This window comes from Streptomyces sp. NPDC089799, from assembly GCF_040684755.1.
GTDB lineage: Bacteria > Actinomycetota > Actinomycetes > Streptomycetales > Streptomycetaceae > Streptomyces.
Map to the genome: position 1 here is coordinate 45,768 of NZ_JBFBGR010000030.1, position 22,319 is coordinate 68,086.

Annotated in this window: 21 protein-coding genes; 11 read left to right on the forward strand and 10 right to left on the reverse strand. The window is 72.4% G+C overall.

The window, feature by feature from the left end; all coding sequences use genetic code 11:
* Positions 1 to 31 precede the first annotated feature (31 nt).
* Entirely contained in the window at positions 32 to 484 is a 453-nt protein-coding gene (locus AB0O36_RS27805) for a hypothetical protein (RefSeq protein WP_365114946.1), read from the forward strand.
* Positions 485 to 649: 165 nt separating this feature from the next.
* Here AB0O36_RS27805 and AB0O36_RS27810 read toward each other — a convergent pair whose 3' ends face one another.
* Entirely contained in the window at positions 650 to 1,609 is a 960-nt protein-coding gene (locus AB0O36_RS27810; protein ID WP_365115010.1) for a helix-turn-helix domain-containing protein, read from the reverse strand.
* 62 nt (positions 1,610 to 1,671) lie between these two features.
* The gene (locus tag AB0O36_RS27815; protein WP_365114947.1) at positions 1,672 to 2,121 is read right to left on the reverse strand and encodes an SseB family protein; all 450 of its coding nucleotides are present in this window, start codon (positions 2,119 to 2,121) and stop codon (positions 1,672 to 1,674) included.
* A 146-nt stretch (positions 2,122 to 2,267) separates the two neighbouring features.
* On the opposite strand from AB0O36_RS27815, the gene AB0O36_RS27820 reads away from it, so the two are divergent.
* From AB0O36_RS27820 to AB0O36_RS27835, 4 genes are all read left to right on the forward strand, one after another.
* Positions 2,268 to 4,097: an acyl-CoA dehydrogenase gene (locus AB0O36_RS27820; protein WP_365114948.1), complete on the forward strand. Its 1,830-nt coding sequence runs from the start codon at positions 2,268 to 2,270 to the stop codon at positions 4,095 to 4,097.
* A gap of 188 nt (positions 4,098 to 4,285) precedes the next feature.
* Positions 4,286 to 5,014: a hypothetical protein gene (locus AB0O36_RS27825; RefSeq protein ID WP_365114949.1), complete on the forward strand. Its 729-nt coding sequence runs from the start codon at positions 4,286 to 4,288 to the stop codon at positions 5,012 to 5,014.
* A gap of 99 nt (positions 5,015 to 5,113) precedes the next feature.
* Positions 5,114 to 6,418 (forward strand): M18 family aminopeptidase, encoded by a 1,305-nt coding sequence (locus AB0O36_RS27830; RefSeq protein WP_365114950.1) that lies wholly within the window; start codon positions 5,114 to 5,116, stop codon positions 6,416 to 6,418.
* A gap of 2 nt (positions 6,419 to 6,420) precedes the next feature.
* Positions 6,421 to 7,002: a DUF6434 domain-containing protein gene (locus AB0O36_RS27835; RefSeq protein WP_365114951.1), complete on the forward strand. Its 582-nt coding sequence runs from the start codon at positions 6,421 to 6,423 to the stop codon at positions 7,000 to 7,002.
* Between the two features lie 86 nt (positions 7,003 to 7,088).
* Here AB0O36_RS27835 and AB0O36_RS27840 read toward each other — a convergent pair whose 3' ends face one another.
* Entirely contained in the window at positions 7,089 to 8,930 is a 1,842-nt protein-coding gene (locus tag AB0O36_RS27840; RefSeq protein WP_365114952.1) for an NHL domain-containing thioredoxin family protein, read from the reverse strand.
* Between the two features lie 145 nt (positions 8,931 to 9,075).
* Here AB0O36_RS27840 and AB0O36_RS27845 point away from each other — a divergent pair, with 145 nt between their 5' ends.
* Positions 9,076 to 9,678 carry a Uma2 family endonuclease gene (locus AB0O36_RS27845; protein ID WP_365114953.1) on the forward strand — a complete coding sequence of 201 codons (603 nt, stop codon included), beginning with the start codon at positions 9,076 to 9,078 and terminating at the stop codon, positions 9,676 to 9,678.
* A gap of 23 nt (positions 9,679 to 9,701) precedes the next feature.
* Here AB0O36_RS27845 and AB0O36_RS27850 read toward each other — a convergent pair whose 3' ends face one another.
* Positions 9,702 to 10,496, reverse strand: coding sequence for a carbon-nitrogen family hydrolase (locus tag AB0O36_RS27850; RefSeq protein WP_365114955.1), 795 nt, complete (start codon positions 10,494 to 10,496; stop codon positions 9,702 to 9,704).
* A gap of 157 nt (positions 10,497 to 10,653) precedes the next feature.
* On the opposite strand from AB0O36_RS27850, the gene AB0O36_RS27855 reads away from it, so the two are divergent.
* Positions 10,654 to 11,487, forward strand: a complete 834-nt coding sequence (locus AB0O36_RS27855) for a maleylpyruvate isomerase family mycothiol-dependent enzyme (protein ID WP_365114957.1) — start codon at positions 10,654 to 10,656, stop codon at positions 11,485 to 11,487.
* 33 nt (positions 11,488 to 11,520) lie between these two features.
* Here the strand turns inward: AB0O36_RS27855 and AB0O36_RS27860 are convergent, their stop codons facing one another.
* Entirely contained in the window at positions 11,521 to 12,912 is a 1,392-nt protein-coding gene (locus AB0O36_RS27860; protein WP_365115011.1) for an MFS transporter, read from the reverse strand.
* Between the two features lie 170 nt (positions 12,913 to 13,082).
* Positions 13,083 to 13,775 carry a GntR family transcriptional regulator gene (locus AB0O36_RS27865; protein ID WP_365114959.1) on the reverse strand — a complete coding sequence of 231 codons (693 nt, stop codon included), beginning with the start codon at positions 13,773 to 13,775 and terminating at the stop codon, positions 13,083 to 13,085.
* 99 nt (positions 13,776 to 13,874) lie between these two features.
* Between AB0O36_RS27865 and AB0O36_RS27870 the strand changes: the two genes are divergently transcribed.
* Complete coding sequence (locus tag AB0O36_RS27870; protein ID WP_365114961.1) at positions 13,875 to 15,194, forward strand: DUF418 domain-containing protein; 1,320 nt, start codon at positions 13,875 to 13,877, stop codon at positions 15,192 to 15,194.
* A 137-nt stretch (positions 15,195 to 15,331) separates the two neighbouring features.
* Positions 15,332 to 16,297 (forward strand): serine hydrolase, encoded by a 966-nt coding sequence (locus AB0O36_RS27875; RefSeq protein WP_365114963.1) that lies wholly within the window; start codon positions 15,332 to 15,334, stop codon positions 16,295 to 16,297.
* A 99-nt stretch (positions 16,298 to 16,396) separates the two neighbouring features.
* Here the strand turns inward: AB0O36_RS27875 and AB0O36_RS27880 are convergent, their stop codons facing one another.
* The gene (locus AB0O36_RS27880; RefSeq protein ID WP_365114964.1) at positions 16,397 to 18,310 is read right to left on the reverse strand and encodes a C1 family peptidase; all 1,914 of its coding nucleotides are present in this window, start codon (positions 18,308 to 18,310) and stop codon (positions 16,397 to 16,399) included.
* Between the two features lie 719 nt (positions 18,311 to 19,029).
* On the reverse strand, positions 19,030 to 20,118 hold the full coding sequence (locus AB0O36_RS27885; protein WP_365114965.1) for a hypothetical protein: 1,089 nt from the start codon (positions 20,116 to 20,118) through the stop codon (positions 19,030 to 19,032).
* A 72-nt stretch (positions 20,119 to 20,190) separates the two neighbouring features.
* Here AB0O36_RS27885 and AB0O36_RS27890 point away from each other — a divergent pair, with 72 nt between their 5' ends.
* Positions 20,191 to 20,325: a hypothetical protein gene (locus AB0O36_RS27890; protein ID WP_365114967.1), complete on the forward strand. Its 135-nt coding sequence runs from the start codon at positions 20,191 to 20,193 to the stop codon at positions 20,323 to 20,325.
* Positions 20,326 to 20,610: 285 nt separating this feature from the next.
* On the opposite strand, the gene AB0O36_RS27895 is transcribed toward AB0O36_RS27890, so the two are convergent.
* The gene (locus AB0O36_RS27895; protein WP_365114969.1) at positions 20,611 to 20,796 is read right to left on the reverse strand and encodes a DUF397 domain-containing protein; all 186 of its coding nucleotides are present in this window, start codon (positions 20,794 to 20,796) and stop codon (positions 20,611 to 20,613) included.
* Positions 20,793 to 21,665, reverse strand: coding sequence for a helix-turn-helix transcriptional regulator (locus AB0O36_RS27900; RefSeq protein ID WP_365114970.1), 873 nt, complete (start codon positions 21,663 to 21,665; stop codon positions 20,793 to 20,795). The genes AB0O36_RS27895 and AB0O36_RS27900 overlap by 4 nt, the downstream gene beginning before the upstream one ends.
* 221 nt (positions 21,666 to 21,886) lie before the next feature.
* On the opposite strand from AB0O36_RS27900, the gene AB0O36_RS27905 reads away from it, so the two are divergent.
* Positions 21,887 to 22,318, forward strand: coding sequence for an ATP-binding protein (locus tag AB0O36_RS27905; RefSeq protein WP_365114971.1), 432 nt, complete (start codon positions 21,887 to 21,889; stop codon positions 22,316 to 22,318).
* The last annotated feature ends 1 nt before the right edge of the window (position 22,319 follow it).

Genomic DNA, 22,319 nt, shown 5'->3' on the forward strand with positions numbered 1-22,319 from the left:
CCTCACCCGCCCGGCACGCGTCCTACCGATCATGTTGGACTTCCTCGACTTCACGGACACCCCGGACGAGGACGGCGGCGAACCGCGCCGCGGCCCCCTCTGGCGGCACGCGCTGTGGGTGGCGGCCCTGACCGGGCTCGCCGTCCTCGGCGGCTTCACCATGTCGGCCTTCCGGCTCGGACCGGAGGAATTCGGCATCCCGAAGCTGGCCCCCGGCCCCGTCCTGCCGCTGCTCGCCGTCTGCGCGGCCACCGGCCTGGCGGCCGGCACGGTGCTGCGGGCGACCGCCGCCCGCATCGCGCTCTACGCCCCCGGGCGGGTCCTGTTGATCCTGGTCGTGATCGGCACCCGGCTGGCGCTGGGCTTCCGCCCCGGCACCCCGCTGCTGGCAGCCGGCGCCGCCGCGGTCGTGGCCGCGGCGGCGGCCTGGTGCGCGTACGGGGCGTGGACCCACCGCGGCACCGCCCCGGCGGCCGGGGGATAGCGGCTCGGCGGCGGCCGGGAGACAGCGGCCGGCGGGGAGCCGGGCCGGGACCCCCGTACCCGGCCCGGCCCCCCGCCACCGCCTACGGCACCCAGACTGCGGCCGGAGCGCCCCGGGCCGCGATGGTTTCGGCGGTCGCCGAAAGGCCGCCGGGGGAGCGTCCGGTCAGCCTCCGCTGCGCAGCAGGTCCATGCCCAGGCCGGTCGCCGCGTGCAGCACCGCCTTGCCGTCCCGCTCGGTGGTGATCAGACCGGCCGCGCGCAGGGTGCGGGTGTGCTCGGACACCGAGGGCAGGGAGATGCCCAGGTCGCGGGCGACCTCGCTGGTGGTGCGCCGGTCGGTCAGCAGCTGCAGGACGGCCGCCCTGGTCCGCCCCAGCAGGGCGTCCAGCGAGCCGTCCGCCCCGGCCGGGGCGACCAGCGGCAGCGGGGTCAGCGCCGGGTAGACCAGCAGGTGGGAGCCGTCCGGCCGGGGCGCCAGCAACGGGCGGCCGGTCCAGAACGCCGAGGGCATCAGGGTCAGTCCGCGCCCGCCGAGCCGGGTCTCGAAGTCCGGTGGGCCGGGCACCGCCAGGGTGGTGCCGGACCAGCGGGCGCCGGGGTGGGTGCCGGCCAGGGCCGCCTTGATGCCGTGCCCGGCCAGCATCCGGGCCCGCCAGGCCACGTCGGCCCGGAAGGACTGCCGTATCTCGCGCCAGCGCGGCGCTATGAGGGCCGCGTGCGCCGAGCGGAGCGACCGGTCCAGCAGCGCCCACGCCTCGCGGTCCTGCTCCCACAGGCCGCGCAGCCAGCCACCGGGATCCGCCCCGCCCCGGGTGCGGGACGCGGCGCGCACGAGGTCCTCGTACGGCAGCTGCCGCCCGCCCTCGCGTACGGCGTCCAGGGCGGCGTCGAGGTCCGGTACGGGCGGCTCGACGAAGGCGGGGTTGTCCCCGTCGGGGCGCAGCAGGTGCAGCAGCGGACGGGCGTCGGACGGCAGCTCGCGCGCCACCTGCCGGCGCCAGCGGGCGAACACCCCGGGCCGGTCGGTGCGCTGCCAGGCCGCCAGGGCGAGGCACAGCTCGACCAGCGGCAGCGGTTCGGCGGCGAACCTGACGTCGAGCAGGTCCTCCGCGCCGAAGTGCACCCTGAGCAACTCCCCGCCCCTCCCGGAGTCCGGCCCGCGGCGGCCGGCCGTACCCGCGGCGTCTAGCCGTACATGCGGCGCATGGCGTAGTCGACCATCTGCTCCACGGCCTTCGCGTCGAAGACCATGCGGTGGTCGCCCTCCATGTCCAGCACGAAGCCGTACCCCGTCGGCAGCAGGTCGATGACCTCGGCGCCGGTGATGACGAAGTACTTCGACTCCTTGCCGGCGTACCGGCGCAGCTCCTTGAGCGTGCTGAACATCGGGATCACCGGCTGCTGGGTGTTGTGCAGCGCCAGGAAGCCCGGAGTGTCCCCGCGCGGGCAGAACACCCGGGAGGACGCGAAGATCTGCTGGAAGTCCTCGGCGGACAGCGAGCCCGTGGTGAAGGCCCGGACCGCGTCGGCCAGTGACGGCGGCGAGGGCTCGGGGTAGAGCGGCTGCTCGGCGTACCCGCCCGGCATCTGCTGCTGCGGGGTGGCGTACTGCTGCTGCTGGTCGTAGCCGTACATGGTCAAAGACTACCGACAGCGCCTGGCGATGCTGGTCACAGTCCACAGGCAGGGGTTGATTCTTATTACCGGTGGGTAGCAAAATGAGGTTACCGATTGGTACGTACGAGGAACCTGTCTCCCGAGCGCTTAACGGAGCCGTCGCCATGGGGCACTACAAGTCGAATCTCCGCGACATCGAGTTCAACCTCTTCGAGGTGCTCGGCCGCGACAAGCTGTACGGCACCGGCCCGTTCGAGGAGATGGACGCGGAGACCGCGAAGAGCATCCTCTCCGAGATCGCCCGCCTCGCCGAGAACGAGCTGGCCGAGTCCTTCGCGGACGCCGACCGCACCCCGCCGGTCTTCGACCCGGAGACCAACACCGCCCCGGTCCCGGCCTCCTTCAAGAAGTCCTACGAGGCCTTCATGGACTCGGAGTACTGGCGCCTGGGCCTGCCGGAGGAGATCGGCGGCACCACCTCGCCCCGCTCCCTGATCTGGGCCTACGCGGAGCTGCTGCTCGGCTCGAACCCGGCCGTCTGGATGTACTCCTCCGGCCCGGCGTTCGCCGGCATCCTCCACGCCGAGGGCAACGAGGCGCAGAAGAAGGTCGCGCAGATCGCGGTCGAGAAGCGCTGGGGCTCCACCATGGTCCTCACCGAGCCGGACGCGGGCTCGGACGTCGGCGCCGGCCGCACCAAGGCCGTGCAGCAGGAGGACGGCTCCTGGCACATCGAGGGCGTGAAGCGCTTCATCACCTCCGGTGAGCACGACATGGAGGAGAACATCCTCCACTACGTCCTCGCCCGCCCCGAGGGCCACGGCCCCGGCACCAAGGGCCTGTCCCTCTTCCTCGTCCCGAAGTTCCACTTCGACTGGGAGACCGGCGAGCTGGGCGAGCGCAACGGCGTCTACGCGACGAACGTCGAGCACAAGATGGGCCTCAAGGCCTCCAACACCTGCGAGATGACCTTCGGCGACCAGCACCCCGCCAAGGGCTGGCTGATCGGCGACAAGCACGACGGCATCCGCCAGATGTTCATGATCATCGAGTTCGCCCGCATGATGGTCGGCACGAAGGCCATCGCGACGCTCTCCACCGGCTACCTGAACGCGCTGGAGTACGCCAAGGAGCGCGTGCAGGGCCCGGACCTGGCGAACTTCATGGACAAGACCGCGCCCAAGGTCACCATCACGCACCACCCCGACGTCCGCCGCTCGCTGATGACGCAGAAGGCGTACGCCGAGGGCATGCGCTCGCTGGTGCTCTACACCGCGGCCGTCCAGGACGCCATCGCGGTCAAGGAGGCGAACGGCGAGGACGCCTCCGCCGAGATCGGCCTGAACGACCTGCTCCTGCCGATCGTGAAGGGCTACGGCTCGGAGAAGTCCTACGCGCTGCTCTCCGAGTCCCTGCAGATCTTCGGCGGCTCCGGCTACCTGCAGGAGTACCCGATCGAGCAGTACATCCGCGACTCCAAGATCGACACCCTGTACGAGGGCACCACCGCCATCCAGGGCCAGGACTTCTTCTTCCGGAAGATCGTCCGTGACCAGGGCGCCTCCCTGAACCTCCTCTCCGAGGAGATCAAGAAGTTCCTCGCCACCGCCGAGGTCGGCGAGGAGCTGTCCGGCGCCCGCGACGCGCTGGCCAAGGCCGCCGTGGACCTGGAGGCCATCGTCGGCCAGATGATCACCGACCTCACCGCCACCGGCGAGGACGTCAAGAACATCTACAAGGTCGGCCAGAACACCACCCGCCTGCTGATGGCCTCCGGCGACGTGGTGATCGGCTACCTGCTGCTCCGCGGTGCCGCCGTGGCGAACGAGAAGATCGCGGCCGGCGCCGCCGGCAAGGACGTGGCGTTCTACCAGGGCAAGATCGCGGCGGCGAGGTTCTACGCCTCCCAGGTCCTGCCGGGCGTCTCGGTCGCGCGGCAGCTCGCCGAGGCCGTCGACAACTCGCTGATGGAGCTCGACGAGGCCGTCTTCTAAGCGACCTTCCAAGCGATCGGACGACGTACGAGGCCGTACGCGTACGAGGCCGTGGCCGGATCCCTGACACAGCGGGGGCCCGGCCACAGCCGTCGGTCGCGGCGCAGGTGTCGGGTCGGGCCGGCCGCGATGCAGGTCACGGGGCCGGCCGGTCACGGTTGTCAGTCATCCATGGGACGCTCGGACGTATGAGTCCACAGGAGCAGCAGCACAGCCGGGGATACTCCGTCCCGACCGGCCGCCCGTACGCCCTCAAGGAGCTCCAGGCGGGCCTGGGCGCCCTCGGCGACCAGGCCCGGGACCTGTACGACGGAGCGCACCCGAGCGAGTACGAGGGCGTGGCCGACGCGCTGTACGCGGCGTTCCAGACCGCCGCCGGGCTGGCCCCCGCCAAGAGCTACACGGGCTGCACCGAGCACCCCAACGGCGCCCTGGACCCCGAGGCGCCCGAGGGCTGGGGACGCTGCCTGCTCTGCAACGACCGGCGCCGGCTCGGGCAGCGCTCCCAGGGCGTCCGGGCCGGCACTCCGGCCCCCGAGCAGCGACGGCTCGGATACCCGGTGCCGCCGGGCCCGTACACCCTCGCCGTGCTCCGCCGGCACCTCCAGGGAATCGAGGACAGCCGCTTCCACCTGAGCATCTCCTCGCCCGACGCGGAGTTCGTGCGGATCGCCGACGACCTCCACCGCGCCTTCATCGTCGCCCGGGAGCTGTCCCGTCCCCGCAACGCCTCCGGATGTGCCGAGCACCCCGGCGCACCGATCGACCCCGATGCCCCGCCCGGGGAAGCCTGTATCTTCTGCGCCGGGCGCAGAAGACGTGCGCAGCGGTCACCGCAGACCCCCGAGATGCTCCCCCGCATCCGCCGGGGGGAGCGGCGCGGCCTGCTGCGTCGTTTCGAGCGACCGCCGGGCTGACCGAACCGGGACGGCGTTCACCACCACCCGAATCCCAACTCTTCGGCCATCCGCCGCAGTCCGGCCAAGACGAACACGACCGTCGTTAAGGTGAACCACATGAGCTCTCCCGCCCGCTTCGACCGCGGCCACACCGACGATCTGATGACCTTCCTGGCGGCGAGCCCCTCGCCGTACCACGCCGTGGCCAACGCTGCCGAGCGGCTGGAGAAGGCGGGCTTCAGGCAGCTGTCGGAGACGGACGCCTGGGACTCGGGAGCGGGCGGCAGGTTCGTGCTCCGCGGCGGAGCCATCATCGCCTGGTACGTGCCGGAGGGCTCGGCCGCGCACACCCCGTTCCGGATCATCGGGGCGCACACCGACTCCCCGAACCTGCGGGTCAAGCCGGTCCCGGACACCGGCTCCCAGGGCTGGCGGCAGATCGCGGTCGAGATCTACGGCGGGACGCTCCTCAACACCTGGCTGGACCGGGACCTGGGCCTGGCGGGCCGGCTCACCCTGACCGACGGCACCGAACGCCTGGTCAACATCGACCGGCCGCTGCTGCGCGTCCCCCAACTCGCCGTCCACCTCGACCGGTCGGTGAACACCGACGGCCTGAAGCTCGACAAGCAGCGGCACATGCAGCCGATCTGGGGGCTGGGCGACGTGCAGGAGGGCGACCTGATCGCCTTCCTGGAGGAGGAAGAGGACCTGGCGGCCGGGTCGGTGGCCGGCTGGGACCTGATGGTCCACTCGGTCGAGCCGCCCGCGTACCTCGGCCGCGACCGCGAACTGCTCGCCGGACCGCGCATGGACAACCTGCTGTCGGTGCACGCGGGCGTGGCCGCCCTCGCCGCGGTCGCCTCCACCGGCGGCACCGCCGAGAAGCTCCCGTACATCCCGGTCCTGGCCGCCTTCGACCACGAGGAGAACGGCTCGCAGTCCGACACCGGCGCGGACGGCCCGCTCCTGGGCAACGTGCTGGAACGATCCGTCTACTCCCGCGGCGGCTCCTACGAGGACCGCGCGCGCGCCTTCGCCGGCACCGTCTGCCTCTCCTCCGACACCGGCCACGCGGTCCACCCCAACTACGGTGAGCGGCACGACCCGACCCACCACCCGCGCGCCAACGGCGGCCCCATCCTCAAGGTCAACGTCAACCAGCGCTACGCCACCGACGGCAGCGGCCGCGCCGTGTTCGCCGCGGCCTGCGAGCGGGCCGGCGTGCCGTGGCAGACCTTCGTCTCCAACAACTCCATGCCCTGCGGCACCACCATCGGCCCGATCACCGCGGCCCGCCACGGCATCCAGACCGTCGACATCGGCGTGGCGATCCTCTCGATGCACAGCGCCCGCGAACTGTGCGGTGCCGAGGACCCGTACCTCCTGGCGAACGCGCTCGTCGCGTTCTTGGAAGGCTAGAAGTGCCCGATCGGCCGACCGTTCGGGAGCCCGTACGGCCCTCCCCCACTCCGGCCCTGACCGGGACCGAGCTGCTGCGCTGGTACTGGACCCTGGCGGAACTCACCGGGCTGGCCCGCGAGATGGGCGTCCCCGCGGGCGGTGGCAAGGCGGCCCTCACGGAGCGCCTCGCCGCCGCCCTCGACGGCCGCCCGCTGCCGCCGGCCCCGGCCCGGACCGCCGGGGGCCGGGCCGGGCGGGGCGGCTCCCGCCAACTCACCGCCCCCGTCGACGGGAACACGGTGATCCCCGAGGGCCAGCGGTGCAGCCAGGTGCTCCGCGCCTGGTTCCTGACGGAACTCGGGCCGGCGTTCCACTTCGACGCGTTCATGCGGACGTACATCGCCGAGAACGCGGGCCGCTCCCTCGCCGACGCCGCCCGCCACTGGCGCGAGACGCGCACCGAGGCGGCCCGCCCGCAGGAGATCGGCGCCCAGTTCGAACTGAACCGCTTCCTGCGGGACTGGCACGCCACCCACCCCTCGGGCACCCGCACCGAAGCCCTCACGGCCTGGCACGAGCACCGCGCCAGACCGAGGAACTGACGGACGCCGGGCGGCCCGGGGGCACCCCCGGGCCGCCCGTGGCCGCCCACGGGCGACTCCAGGCGACCACACGCGCCACAGGTGGATCAGCCCTCGCCCCCGGCCTCTCCCCCGGCCTCCGTCTCGTCCATGCCGGCGAGGACGAGGGCGAGGCGGGCGGTGCCGGCGGCGGTGACCGTCACCGGAACTCCCCAGTCCTGCTGGTGCACATGGCAGGCCGGGTACTCGTTCTCCGGGTCGTCGTCGCAGGACGCGGCCATCGCCGAGACGTGCAGGACCCCCTCCGTGACCGCCGGGTCCAGCACCAGGTCGCGGAACAGGTCGGTGCCCGCCCCCGCGCCCTCCGCCAGCAGCTCCGCCGGGGTCGAGGACACCAGCAGCCGGGTCGACGGCCCGTAGCGGTCGTCCAGCTTCTGCCCGGCCGGGGCGTGGAACACCACGTCCAGCCGGAGCGTCCCGCCCGCGACCTCGGTCGCCGCCCGCTGCGTGCGGTGCGCGACGGCGTCGACGCGTACGGCCTCCTCGGGCAGCCGGAGCCGGGTCAGCCGGTGCCGGGCGGACTCCACGACGACGATGTCGTCCCCGTCCAGCACCGCGTCGCCGGCCTCCCGGAGGTCGGTCGCCAGGGTGGAGACCTGCCCGGTCGCCGGATCGAACCGGCGCAGCGCGTGGTTGTACGTGTCGCAGACCGCGACCGATCCGTCCGGGAGCGCGGTCACCCCGAGCGGGTGCTGGAGCAGCGCCTGCGCGGCGTCCCCGTCGCGGTGCCCGAAGTCGAACAGGCCGGTGCCGACCGCGGTGTGCACGCCCCCGTCGGTGTCGATCCAGCGCAGCGCGGAGGTCTCGGAGTCGGCGATCCACAGCCGGTCCCCGGCGGCGGCCAGCCCGGACGGCTGCGCGAACCAGGACTCGGCGGCCGGCCCGTCGACCAGGCCCTCGTTGGTCGTCCCGGCCGCGACCCCGACGGTCCCCGTCTCCGGGTCGTACGTCCACAGCTGGTGCACGCCCGCCATCGCGATCCACACCCTGCCCTGCCACCAGGCCACGTCCCACGGCGAGGACAGGTCCACCTCCAGGGCCGGCCCGGAGGTCGGCGACCCCTGCCACCACTGCCGCCCGGTTCCGGCGACCCGCTCGACGGCACCGCTCTCCGGGTCGAAGACGCACAGCGCGTGGTGCACGGTGTCGGCGACGACCACCTTCCCGTCGGGCAGCAGCGCCAGCCCCTGCGGCTCGCGGAACTCCCCGTCCCCGATCCGCCGTACGACGGTCTCCCCGTCCGCCTCCAGCTCCACCAGCTGGTGCCGGGTGGAGTCGCTGACCAGCAGGTTCCCGGACGGCAGCCGGACGGCCTTGCCGGGGAACCGCAGATGCGTGGCCACCGGCTCGGGCGCCACGTACGGCCCGTCCCCGCGCCGCAGCGTCCCCTTGGCCCCGTGCTCGGCCTCCAGCTCCTCGACCAGCCGCGCGATGGCGTGCGCGTGCCCCTCGCCGGCGTGCTGCGCGACCACGTACCCCTCGGGGTCGATCACGACGAGCGTGGGCCAGGCCCGCACGGCGTACTGCTTCCACGTGGCGAGCTCGGGATCGTCGAGCACCGGGTGGTGCACCTCGTACCGTTCGACGGCGTCCACGACCGCCTGGTGATCGGCCTCGTGCACGAACTTCGGCGAGTGCACGCCGACGATCACGACGGTGTCGCGGTGCTTCTCCTCCAGCTCCCGCAGCTCGTCGAGGACGTGCAGGCAGTTGATGCAGCAAAACGTCCAGAAATCCACAACAACGCACTTACCTCGCAGGTCGGCGAGGGTCAGCTCTTTGCCGCCGGTGTTCAGCCAGCCCCCCTTGCCGATCAGCTCGGGGGCACGGACACGGGCACGTCGGCGGGGCTCGGGCGCGGGGGTGTGCGCCGGGGCAGCATCGTTCATGTTTCAAGCTTGCCATCCCGTCGTTCCGGGCCCCTTGTCCCTCCCGTCCCCCGGCCCCGACCCGGACGGGTGACGGCCGCCGGTCGGCCGGCACGCGACGGCCATCGGCATGGGAGCGTGGTGACAAGACGGAAGGAGCTGTCCGATGGCCACCGCAGCCCAGCCTGGCGATCATCACCGCAGATTCGACGCGAACACGGACGACTACACCGACGGGATCGACCCCGAGCGTGCATTGAAGTACGCCATCCAGCACATTGCCGGTGATGACCGCGCCGAGCTCATCGAAGGGGTCATCACGTTCATGACGCCGACCTGGGACCACGAGCGGACGGCGCGCGTCGTCCGGCGGCAGATCGAGGACAGGGTCGATGCCCTCCAGTGCGTGGAGGGCTCGGGAAACCTGGACCTCCCCCACTCAGGGAACTGGTTCGTCCCGGACATCGCCGTCGTGCCCGAAGAACTGGCCCGAGGTGGAGGCGCGCTCCTTCCCGCCCAGACCCTGCTGGTGGTCGAGGTCACGTCCGAGTCGGACGCTGACACCGACCGCATCGTCAAGCGCAAGCGGTACGCCGAGTACGGAGCCCCGCTCTACCTGCTGGTCGACCGGATCGCGGGCGAGGTCACCCTGTTCTCGGAGCCCGGACAGCTCGGTTATGAGGCCAAGGACGGGCCGCACCCGTTCGGGACCCCCGTACGGCTGCCCGCGCCCTTCGATCTCGTGCTCGACACCTCCGAGCTCAAGTGAGGTAGCCCGCCCGCGAGGCCCGGTCAGGCGCCGGCCGGGCGGATGCCGAGCATGCGGTCCTTCAGGGCGGGGAACTGTGCGCGGGTTTCCGCGACCTTGCGCGGGTCCAGGTCCACGGTGAGGACCTGTTCGTCCGGGCCGGCCTCGGCCATGACCTCGCCCCACGGGTCGACGACCAGGCTGTGTCCGGCCTGGCGTACGCCCGCGTGGGTGCCGGCGGTGCCGCAGGCCAGGACGTACGCCTGCTCCTCGACCGCGCGGGCCCGGTTCAGCAGGGTCCAGTGGGCGCGCCGCCGCTCGGGCCAGCCCGCCGAGACCACCAGGGTGGTGGCGCCGGAGTCGATCAGGCCGCGGAAGAGCTCCGGGAAGCGCAGGTCGTAGCAGGTGGCCAGGCCCAGGGTCTGCTCCGGGAGCTCCACCGTGGTGAGCGAGTCGCCCGCCGACATCAGCACCGCCTCGCCCTCGTCGAAGCCGAAGCGGTGGATCTTGCGGTAGGTCGCGGCCAGCTCGCCCGCCGGGGAGATCACCAGCGCGGTGTTGTAGAGCCGGCCGTCGCCGGCGCGCTCCACGATCGACCCGGCGTGCAGCCACACGCCGGCGTCCCGCGCCGCCTCGGACAGTTCGGCGTACGTCGGCCCGTCCAGCGGTTCCGCCTCGGTCTCGAACTGCTCGTAGGCGAAGGCGCCGACCGGCCACAGCTCGGGCAGCACGACGAGGTCGGAACCGCTCTGCTCGCGGACCAGTCCTGCGACCCGGTGGCGGCGTGAAACCACCGACTCGGCATCGTCCACAGCGGTTTGGATGAGGGAGGCGCGCACGGTACCACCGTCCTGGCGTTCAAGCCGTCAACTCGGGCCTACGATCGTCACACGAAAGCACTGCCGGTGTGCTCCTGGGCAGCGTAGCTTTGGGACACACGTCCACCTGCAGTCCACAACGCGCCACTGCGCCACTGAACAGCCGCGAGGGGTCCCGTTGACCGTCCATCCGCATCCCAGCCTCCAGACGTATGCCGACGCGTGGACCCACTCCATCGAGGCAATATCCGAACTGGTCACGCCGTTGACGGAGGGCGAGTGGAACCGGGCCACGCCGTGCCCCGGCTGGTCGGTGCGGGACGTGGTGTCGCACGTCATCGGGATCGAGTGCGAGATGCTCGGCGACCCGCGGCCGATCCACACCCTGCCGCGGGACCTGCGGCACGTGGTGGACGAGTTCAGCCGGTACATGGAGGTGCAGGTCGACGTGCGCCGGCACCACACGGCACCGGAGATGACCTCCGAACTGGAGTACACGGTCATCCGGCGGTCCCGGCAGCTGCGGAACGAGAAGCGCGCCCCGGAGACGATGGTGCGGGGACCGCTGGGCGAGCAGGTGACCCTGGAGCACGCGCTGCGGCTCCGGGCGTTCGACGTGTGGGTGCACGAGCAGGACCTGCGGACGGCGCTGGGCGTGCCGGGGAACCTGGACTCGCCGGGCGCGCTGGTGGCCCGCGACATCCTGCTGGCCGGGCTGCCGAAGGTGGTGGCCAAGCGGGCGGGCGCGCCCGCGAACTCGGCGGTGGTGGTGGACGTGCACGGACCGGGACCGGAGTTCCTTCGGACGGTCCGGGTCGACGCGGAGGGCCGCGGCTCGGTGGACGGGACGCCGTCGCTGGGGCCGGCGGTGACGCTGGTGCTGGACTGGGAGACGTACGTACGGCTGGCCGCGGGCCGCGTCCGCGCCACCGCGGTCGCGGACCGGGTGAAAGTGGAGGGCGACCGGGACCTGGCCGGGGCCATCCTGGCCAACTTCGCGGTCACGCCGTAGCAGGGGTGGCGGCTCGGTCCCGGCCCTTCGGGCTCACGGCCGCCGGCGTTCCCGTTCCCACTCCTGTTCCCGGTCCCGATCACGGTTCCGCTCCCGCTCCCGCTCCCGATCACGGTCCCGGTCCCGGTCGCGGTCCCGCTCCCGATCGCGCTCCCGTCGGAGGGCCGCGCCGCGCAGCGACAGGATGCGGGTCACGCCCAGCGCCTGGAGGACGAACACCGAGCAGAGCGCGGTGCGGTAGTCCTGGCCGGTGGCGTCCAGCAGTACGCCGACGGCCAGCAGCGTGGTCATCGAGGCGAGGAAGCCGCCCATGTTGGTGATGCCGGACGCGGTGCCCTGCCGCTCGGGCGGGTTCGCCGGCCGGGCGAAGTCGAAGCCGATCATCGAGGCCGGACCGCAGGTGCCGAGCACCACGCACAGCACCACGAGCAGCCACATCGGCGACCGCCCGCCCGGGTGCAGGATCACCGCGGCCCACAGCACGGACGTGGTGGCGACCGTGCCCAGCGCGAGGGGGATCCGGGACGCGGCCCGGCGGGCCACGACCTGTCCGTAGACCAGGCCCCACCCCATGTTCGAGGCGACGATCAGGGTGAGCAGGCCGCCGGCCGCGGACCGGGACATGCCCTGCGCCTCGACCAGGTACGGCATTCCCCACAGCAGCAGGAAGACCATCGCCGGGAACTGGGTGGTGAAGTGCACCCACAGGCCGAGCCTGGTCCCGGGTTCCCGCCAGGACTCGGCGATCTGGTGGCGTATGAAGCCGCGGCCGACGGCGGTGGGGGTGGCGGTGGCGACACCGGCGGCAGTGGCGGTGTCGGTGTCCGCCGTGTTCCTGCCCGCCGGCGCCGGGTTCGGCGCGGGCTTCGGCGTCTGCCCCTCCGGGGTGTCCTGCAGGAACAGCACCAGCGGGACCAGGACGACCAGGCCCGCCACCGCGCTCCCCGCGAAGGCCGGCACCCAGCCCAGCTCGTGCAGCACCGGCGCCAGGACCAGGGTGGAGACCAGGTTCCCGGCCATCCCGACGAGCCCGGCCAGCTGGGCCATCAGCGGGCCGCGCCGGGCCGGGAACCAGCGGGTGCCGAGCCTGAGCACGGAGATGAAGGTCATCGCGTCACCGCAGCCGAGCAGGGCCCGGGCCGCGAGGGCCATCCCGTAGGAAGGGGAGAGCGCGAAGCCGATCTGGCCCGCGGTGAAGAGGACCGCGCCGAGCGTGAGGATCCGCTTGGTGCCGAGCCGGTCGACCATCAGGCCGACGGGTATCTGCATGCCGGCGTAGACGAGCAGCTGGAGCAGGGAGAAGGTGGCCAGCGCCGAGGCGTTGACCTGGAAGCGGTCGGCGGCGTCCAGGCCGGCCACGCCCAGGCTGGTGCGGAAGATCACGGCCACGAAGTAGACGGCGACGCCGATCGACCAGACGAACACGGCCCGGCGCCCGCCGGGCGGCTCCGGCGGAGCCGGCGGACCCGACGGAGTCGAGGGGGAGACGGCCGACGGGCGGTCGGTGGCGCCGCCGGGAGACTCCCCCACGGACGACCCGCCCGCGGACAACCCGCCGGCGGACGCCCCGTCCACGGAACCCCTCACCGCCCCGCTCATCGTTCCGCCCCGCGGACCAGCGCCTCGACCCGCCCGATGTGCCCGCGCACCGCGGCGGCCGCTGCGTCCCGGTCCCCGGCGCGCAGCGCGTCCAGGATCTCCGCGTGCTCGGCCAGGGACCTGGCGACCCGGTCGGGGTGCGCGTGCAGCAGTGCCACGCCCATCCGCAGCTGGCGGTCGCGCAGCTGGTCGTAGAGGCGGGAGAGGATCTGGTTCCCGGCGTGCCGGACGATCTCGGCGTGGAAGCAGCGGTCCGCGACCATCATCGCGGCGAGGTCGCCGCTCTCCGCGCACCGCCGCTGCTCCGCGAGCAGTACGGCCAGCCGGTCGAGCAGCGCGGGCGGCGCCGGTACGGCACGGAGGACCGTGAACTCCTCCACCAGCAGGCGCGTCTCGACGACGTCCGCGATCTCCTGTGCGGAGACGGGGAGCACCAGCGCGCCCTTCTTCGGGTAGAGCTTGAGCAGTCCCTCGGTCTCCAGCCGCAGCAGTGCCTCGCGCACCGGGGTGCGGGACACCCCGACGGCCTCGGCCAGCTCGCCCTCGGTGAGCAGCGTGCCGCCCTCGTAGCGGCGGTCGAGCACGCCCTGCTTGACGTGCCGGTAGACGCGGTCGGCGGCAGGCGGCTGCTTCGTGGTCGCGGTGGCCGGTGCGCTCGGTGCGGTCGCTGCCGAAGGGATGGATGGCATGGACGCAGCTTAGATACAACAAGGGTGCAACCCGGCCGCCGTCCGCCATGTGGAACGCCGGGGCGGGTGGAGCGCCCGGCCGGCGCGCTGCATCGAAGGATGTACGCCGCTTTCCTCCGGCCGCACGACGAACGGGGCCCGCCCCGCCGGGACGCTGAAGACATGGCTGACACCCCTTCCGCACCCGCGCAGAACACCGCGCAGGACACCGCACAGGACATCGCGTCGGACACCACAGCAGGCACCACAGCGGTCACCGCAGAGCCCCTCGCCCCCGCCCCCGCCCCCGCCGCCGCCCGCCGGATCCCGCTGCTCGACGTGCTGCGCGGGGCCGCCATCCTCGGCACCCTGATGACCAACGTCTGGATCTTCGCCGCACCGGGCTCGGAGTGGGGCGTACTGCAGGGCGGGCTGGACATGCCGGAGCGGGTCGATGCCGAGTTCGTCTTCCGCTTCCTCGCCGACGGCAAGTTCCTCGCCCTGCTCACCGTCCTGTTCGGGGTCGGTCTGGCCATCCAGTACGACTCGGCCGCCCGCCGCGGCCTGCCCTGGCCGGGTTCCTACCGCAAGCGCGCCGCCTTCCTCTTCCTGGAGGGCACCGTGCACTTCCTGCTGGTCTTCGCCTGGGACGTGCTGATGGGGTACGCCGTCGCCGCCCTGCTCACGGCCCGGCTGCTGGCGCGTTCCGAACGCGCCCGGCGGATCGCCATGTGGACCGCCATCGGCCTGCACCTGGCCCTGGTCGGCCTGGTCACGGCCGGCCTGGCCACCAGCCCGGACGAGCCGTCGCGGGTCTCCGACCGGGCCGTCGAGCTCTACGCCCACGGCAGCTGGGCCGAGCAGATCGCCTTCCGCGCACAGAACGCCCTCGCCCTGCGCATGGAGCCGGTCTTCTCCTTCGGGCTGCTGCTGTTCCTCTTCCTGCTCGGCGTACGGCTGCACCGCGCGGGCGCCTTCACCGACGGCCCGGCCGGCCGCCGCATCCGCAGCCGGCTCGCCGCGTACGGGCTCGGAATCGGCCTGCCGCTGAACCTGGCCATCGCCCTCGCCGGCCACGACTTCTTCCTGCCGGGCCGGTACGCCGCGGCCCCACTGGTCTCCCTCGGCTACATCGGGCTGATCGGCTGCGTCCTGGACCGCGTCCGGGTGCCCGCCCCGGTCACCACCGCGCTGTCCTCGGTCGGCCGCACCGCGCTGTCCTGCTACGTCCTGCAGAACCTGCTCTGCATGCTGGCCTGTTACGGGCTCGGCCTGGGTCTGGCGACCCGCTGGGAAGCGGACGCCCGGCCCTGGTGGGTGATGGGGCTGTGGGCAGCCGTCTGCGCCGTCCTGGCGACCGGGTCCTGGCTGTGGCTGCGCCGCTTCACCCGCGGCCCGCTGGAATCCGTACAACACCGGGCATTGCGGGCGCGGACCTGACGGAAGGCCGCCACGAAGGAAAAGAAAACCTGATTCCGTACATCCATTCGCGTGCGCCGTGCGTCTCACGTCCGGGCCCACTCCACCCGTGGGCCCGGACGTGATCGTCCCAATTTCCCGAACTCGGGGGACCCCTCTTGAAATTCGGCTTCTCGCGCGCCCGTCGGGCGCTGCTGGTGACCGCCGCCACCGGCTCCCTGCTGGCCGCCACGCCGCTGGCCGGAACCGCCGGTGCGGCCACGGCTCCCGCCCCGACGGTCACCGCCAAGGGCGCGTTCGTGCTGGACAGCAGCACCGGCGCCACGAAGTTCTCCAAGGCCGCGGACACCAAGCGTCCGATGGCCAGCACCACCAAGATCATGACTGCGTACGTCGTGCTGACGACGTCGGGCCTCGACCTGAACCGCAAGGTCACGTTCCAGCAGGCGTACGTCGACTACGTGACCAAGAACCCCTACAGCAGCGCCTACCTGCACGCGGGCGACAAGGTCCGCGTCGGTGACCTGCTGGACGCCACGCTGGCCCCCTCCGGCTGCGACGCCGCCTACGCCCTCGCCGACACCTTCGGCAAGGGCACGACCCGGGCCGACCGCACCAAGAACTTCATCGCGCAGATGAACACCAAGGCGAAGGCTCTCGGGCTGACGAACACCAAGTTCGACTCGTTCGACGGCAACTCGGCCAACAACAGCGCGAACAACTACACCACCCCGCGCGACCTGGCGAAGCTGGCCCGCGAGGCGATGAAGAACAGCACGTTCCGCGCCATCGTGCAGTCCACGGGTGTCAGCGGCACCGTCACGGACGCCGCGGGCAAGCAGCACACCCACACCTGGGCCAACAGCAACCGCCTGCTCGGCTCCTACGCCGGCGCCAACGGCATCAAGACCGGCACCAACACCCCGGCCGGACCCTGCCTGGTCTTCTCGGCCACCCGGGACGGCAAGTCCGTGATCGGCGTGGTGCTGGCAGCCACCACGGTGGACACCCGGTACGCCGACGCCAAGAAGATGCTCGACTACACCCTCCCGCCGGCGAAGACCGGTATGCGCACGGGTGAGTTCAAGCTCCGCGAGCTCCCGGCGGGCGCGAACCAGGACTGATCGCGGACCCGTTGATCCCGATCGGCGTGAACGCACCGATCGGGGCACACGGGTGAACGCGCCGGTCCCGGCGCACGCGTGAACGGCCCGAGGGGGCGGTCAGGTGATGACCGCCCCCTCGTGCCATCCCTCCCCGTCGCGGCCGTCCGCGTCCGGATCCCGCCACCAGTGCTGCAGCCGCCCGTCCCTGCGCAGGACGAAGACCTCCAGCCGGAAGCCGAGACTGCCCTGCAGCATCCCGGTCACCGCCACCGCGTCGTGCCCGAACACCGCGCTCCGCCGCCACGCCGAACCGCGCGCGTTCCCCTGCCACCAGTGCTCGACCCGGCCGCCGGCCCCGACCGCGCACAGCTCGTAGTTCCCGGCCGTGTCCTCGTCCCGGGCGTCGTACTGCGACTCGATCAGGCAGGGCGCGGAGACGATGCCGCTGCCGAAGACCTCCCCGGGCCGCCACACAAAGCCGGCCGCGTCGTCCCGCCACCACCGCTGCATCCGGCCGTCCGTACGCGCGGCCACCAGGTCCAGGCGCCGGGCGCGAGTCTGCACCAGGGCGGGCCCGTAGTGGGCGATGCGCGAGGCGAAGCAGCCGCCGTCGTTCCAGGTCCACGGCGAGCCGTTGATCCGCCACCAGTGGCGGAGCCGGCCGTCGGCGGTCCGCACCACCACCTCGAAGTTGCCCGGCTGCCCGTAGTCGCTCTGGATGAAGGCGGGCGTGGAGCCGGGCGCCGCGTCCCCCTCGGCGCCGAACAGGCCACCGTCCCGCCAGGTGCGCGCGGACTGCTCGTAGTACCAGTGGTGGAGCCGCCCGGCCGGGGTGACGTGCAGGGACTCCATGTTGCGGTTGTACGTGGTCCCGGTGAAGGAGGGCTGCCCGGACGCGTCCCCGCCGAAGGCCGGCCACCGGGCCCGGCTCCAGCGGCAGGGCTCCTCGCCCGCCCGCCACCAGTGCCGGAGCCGGCCGTCGCCGCCCGCGGTGAGCATCTCCACATTGCGGTGGGCGGGGCCGTTGCCGCTCTCGTACGCGTTGCCCGCGTGCAGCCGGCGCTTGCTCCACGGGTCGATGTTGGTCCCGTACAGGCCGCACTTGGCCCAGTGGTCGATACGGGCCTCGCCGTAGCCGATCCGCCCGTAGCCGCCGACGTGGTGGCCGGTGCCCCAGGAGTTCTTGAACAGCCAGCAGCCGGCCGCGTCGTCGTAGCCGACGACCAGCACGCAGTGGCCGCCGGCGATGCGGTCGGTGGTCGGGTGGTAGACGCCCGCGCCGAGCCCGAAGAAGTCCTCGTAGACGTCGAAGCAGGCGGTCAGCGGTCCGACCGTGTCCAGCCAGACCTTCTGCTGCTCCACGTCCCCGAGCCGGACGTACCCGCGGATGCGGACGGTCCGCCCGGACCGGTCCCAGCCGGGGGTGTTCGCGGCCCGCCATGCCTCGCGCCGCCAGGCGGGCAGCCCTTGCGGGGGCACCGAGTACGGATGGCAGTCGGGGTCCGCGATCCCGCCGTTGTCGCGGATCCAGTCGAGGGCGGCCTCCGGCGTGCCGAGCCGGCCGCAGGCGGCCCGCAGGCCGTCGTGGACGTCCCCCTCGGAGCGCGGCGCCCACACGTCGTGTTCGATCCGGGCCATCGACTCCACCAGCCCGGCGGCGGCGAAGGCCCAGCTCGCGCTGCACGGGTTCTGGTCCCGGACCCCCGTGATCCAGGGCCAGCCCCAGCGGTCGCGCCAGTCCACGGCCGCGGGCCGGGACGCGGCGGCCCGCCGGCGGCGGAGGTGCGGGTTGCCGCTGTGCGGGAGCCGGGCGAGCAGCTCCCGTACGTCGACGTGGCCGGCCTCCGCCGCGGTCGTGAGCGGGGTGCCGTCCGGGTCGAGGCCGAGCGCGGGGCGCGGCACCGGTTCGTCGTCCCCGAGCCGCTCGATCACGGACCAGCGTGCGGCGTGTTTGTCGAGCCGGGCACGCAGCTCCCCCGCGAGCTGCGTGCCGTACGGCCGTCCCCGGACGTCGTCGTTCCCCTCCGCCATCGCGGCTCCCCCCTTGAACCGTCCGTACTTCTTCCGTGCTTCTTCCGTGCTTCTCCAACACTTCTTCAACCGTCACGGCTGCGGAGCCGTGAGCGTCCATCCGCCCGAACAGTCCGTCAAGGGGGTCAACCGGCCGCAGCGGGACGCCCCCGGGCTACGCGCCGAGCAGCCCCACGATCCTGTTCACGAGATCCGCGATCGGCTGGGCCAACGAACCCGCCAGCGCGGCGATTCCGGCGATGGAGGTCAGGGCGCTCAGCCGCTGCGCCCCGGGCCGCACGCGGTGCTGCCCGTTTCGGGTCTACCCATGAGTCTCAGTCCCCCCTGAGCCGTCGGGTGGTGCACGTCACACCGATGGACGGCCGGGGACCCGTCGGTAGTTCCCGGCTCCGAGGGCGGTTTACGGCCACACTTCGGAGCCGCGGCCCATCGCCGGCCATCGCCGGCCGTCGCCTGGACATGCCGCAAGCCCATGCGGCGTTGCGGATCAGGACGAGGGTTGTCCACAGGCCGGAGCCCGTCGGCCCCGCCGGTGCCACGATGGGTCCATGGACGACGGGAGGGGCTGGCCGATGGACAAGCTCGACGCACTGCGCCTGGGGCGCCGACTGGTCGCGGAGGTACCGGGCAGCAGCCCGGGCGGCCCTGACGGACCTCCTGACGACCTGGTCCGTCCGCCCGGACGCCTTCACGTACCCGTGGAACACGGACGACCCGCGCTAGGAACGGGTGGCGGTGGCGCAGCCGTTGCCCGCGCCCGTCATGCCGTCGCTCGTGTCCATCGGCTTGCTGCGGTCGTACGGATCCACGTGGGTCGCGTCGGTGGGCTGCTTGTCGGAGGTCCCGAAGGGCGGCACGAAGTAGCCGGTGGGCGCAGAGCAGCCGCCGTTGGTCATGTCGATCGCGTACGAGAGGAGGGACATCCGACCCGGTTCGGTGATGACCTTGGCCGGGTCGTCCCAGCTCATCACCACCGTGCGCCGCACGATCGTGCGGACGACCTCGGCGTCCTGTCCGTCGTTGCCCGCCGGGGTGACCGGGTACACGAAGGTGACGTCCGCCGTGACCTCGACCGCCCCCCGCTTCCCCTCCCGATACGTGAGCTCGCCGCGTGTCTTGACCACGTCGCCGACCAGCCGGGCCTGCTCCGGCCGGAAGCGGCTGAACAACAACAGCGGGTCGGTCTCGGGAGAGAGCGCCGCCGATGACAGGGCGGTGCGGAGGTACTCCTGGACGTCCTTCTGGTGCGGGTTCAGCAGAGCGATCGCCGACGTGGGGCGCTCGCCGCGCAGCACGCGGGAGTCGAGCCCGGCGGCCACCAGGAAGTCCCGGCTCTGCTGCAGTGCCTGCTCGACCCGGGCGGCGTCCATCCAGCCGGTCGCCTTCGCCGGCGGCACCGTGATCCCCGCCGGCCCGTCGGCCCAGTCGGCGGCTGGTGAACCCCGGAAGGGTTCGGCGAGGGTGGGGCGCAGGTCCGGCCCGGCACCGGGCGCCTCCCGAGGGCCTGCCGCCCCGGCGCCGGACGACGCCCCGTCCCGCTCGCCGTCCGAGCCCCCGAACCAGCCGACGACCTGCTGGGGGAAGAGCGCCACGACCAGGAGGGCGACGGCCGCCAGCAGCCCGGTCAGGTACCAGCCCGTCCTGCGCCGGGGCCTGGCCGTCGAGTACGTCCGCCAGCCCACCGGCGGTCCGGAGCCGTCCCGCAGCCGCCGCTCCACCTGACGGGCACGCGCCGACGGTTCCACGGGAGCCCCGGCCGCACCCGTCACCGACTCCCGCAGGAACCGGTCCCACTCCTCGTCCGACACGGACGACCCGTCGTTCCCCCCGGCACCACTCACACTGCTCCCCCGCTTCTCACTCGATCACACGATCCCCCGATGGACCGATCGTACGAGCAGGCCCACGACCCGCCCCGGAGGCTGACGGGCAAGTGGTGCTCACTCGATGCCGGGAAGCCGCCTGAGGCCGGCGGCGAACCGGCCCCGGCCCTCTGCCTGACGGAATGGGCCTAAGGCCGGACGCCTTCGCCCACCCCTGCGCCGAAGACCCGCGATCGCGGCTACCGGCGGCGGGCCCAGAAGCCGGGGCCCGCCGGGCGGGGCTCCATGGCCCAGCCACCGTTGGACTCGATCACCAGCAGGTGCGGGCCCCGGGGAACCGGACCCCCGCTGCGCCCGGCCCCTCGGACCGGCGCACGACGGCGACCCGTACGGGCTCACCGCTGAGCGGAAGGTTTCCCCCCTTGATGATCTCTGCCATAAGCGCATCCTGACATTCGCCGGACAGCGCCAACAGCCTTACCCGTCCGTCGCCTTGACCCCGACGAGTGCCGCCGTCCAGGCCCCGGCCGCGACCCGGATGACCGGCCCGTCCGGACGCTTGCTGTCCCGGACGGCGACCGTGCCGATGACGTTCGTCGCCACCTCGACGCACTCTCCGCTGGATGCGCTGTGGCTGGACTTCACGAAGTGGAACTCTTTCACGCCTGGAACCCTTTGCTGATGCTCGCGATCAGGTCGGCGGAGTCGTGCGGCGCCAGACTCAGTCGCGCCGTGCGATCGAAGTACCGCGCGTATGTAGCGCTTTCGTGCGCGCTCTCCACCCACACAGTAGTGCCGATGACATCCATGTGGACGACGTCCACCGCCCCGGCCTCGGCAAACGAGACAAGGCTGAACGGACCTACGATGCAAGGGTGACCGCCGGCGCGGAACGGCAGGACCTGCACGTGAACGTTCGGCATTTCCGCCAGCTCCAACAGATGCTCCAGCTGGCCGCGCATGACGGAGGGGCCGCCGATCTCCTGGCGAAGTGCGCCCTCCCAGATGACGGCGTGTACGTGTAGGGGAGCATGACCCCGTAGCCGTTGCTGCCGCTTCATGCGTACAGCGACCACCCGTTCGATGTCGTCGGGGTTCTCCCAGAACTCGTCACTGACGGCCAGCGCCCTGGCGTAGTCGGCTGTCTGGAGCAGCCCGGGCACGAGCGACAGCTGCCAGGTACGAATGCGTGAAGCGGCATCCTCCATCGCGATGTACTCGGCCAGGCCTCCCATCTCCGGGATGTTCCGCCACCAGCCCCGCGCTTTGCGCCGTTCTCGGTCCAGCTTCGCGAGCTGGAGCAGGCCGTTCACGACCGCCTCGTCCGTCTCGTCGTACAGCTTGCACAGGGCGACGATGTCCGGATCCCGGAACGGGACCCAGCCGCGTTCCATCTTGGCGATCTTCGCTGCGGTCGCACTCAGCACTTGCGCCGCGTGCGGCTGAGTCAGCCCGGCAGCGTCGCGCATACGGAGCAGCTCACCACCCAGCCGTCGCGCAAGGACCGTCGAAACCCTGTTGTTTTCGGCCACTTGATGCACCTCCCGTACCGCGATCAGTCTTGCCTGCCCCTCACTCCAGGCACAACTACTCCTTGGGGATATATATCTCCGGTTTAGCTTGCACAGCCAAGGCGGCTCACCCTAGCGTCATCGACGAACCACCCGCCCACCCAGACCAGTTGGCGGAAGTGCACCGGCATGCCCCCGCATGCATCGGCAGAGCCACCGCCCCACCCGGAGGTGCATCGCACATGAGTGACCCGCAGCCCGAGCCCCCGCCCACCAGGCACGACGTGCGGAACTACCCGCCCCGGCAGGAATCGGTCCCCACCGCGCGGCGCCGAGCCGCATGGCTGGCCGTGGTCTGGGGGCAGCCGCACCTCGCGGCGGACGTCGCGCTGCTGGCCAGCGAGCTGACCACCAACGCGCTGCTCCACGGCTCCGTGGAGGACCGCTACCTCCAGGTCGAGGTGAGCCTCCGCGGAGCGTCGCTCCGCATCGCGGTCAGCGATCCGAAGGGCGAGCGGCGCCCCGAGCCGCGCACACCGCACCCCGGCGAACAGTTCGGCCGCGGCCTCCGGATCGTCGGCGCGACAGCGCACCGGTGGGGCGTCGACGAACGCTGCATCGGCAAGACCGTGTGGGCGGAGCTGCGCACCGGCCCGGATCCCGGCCCTGGTTAGG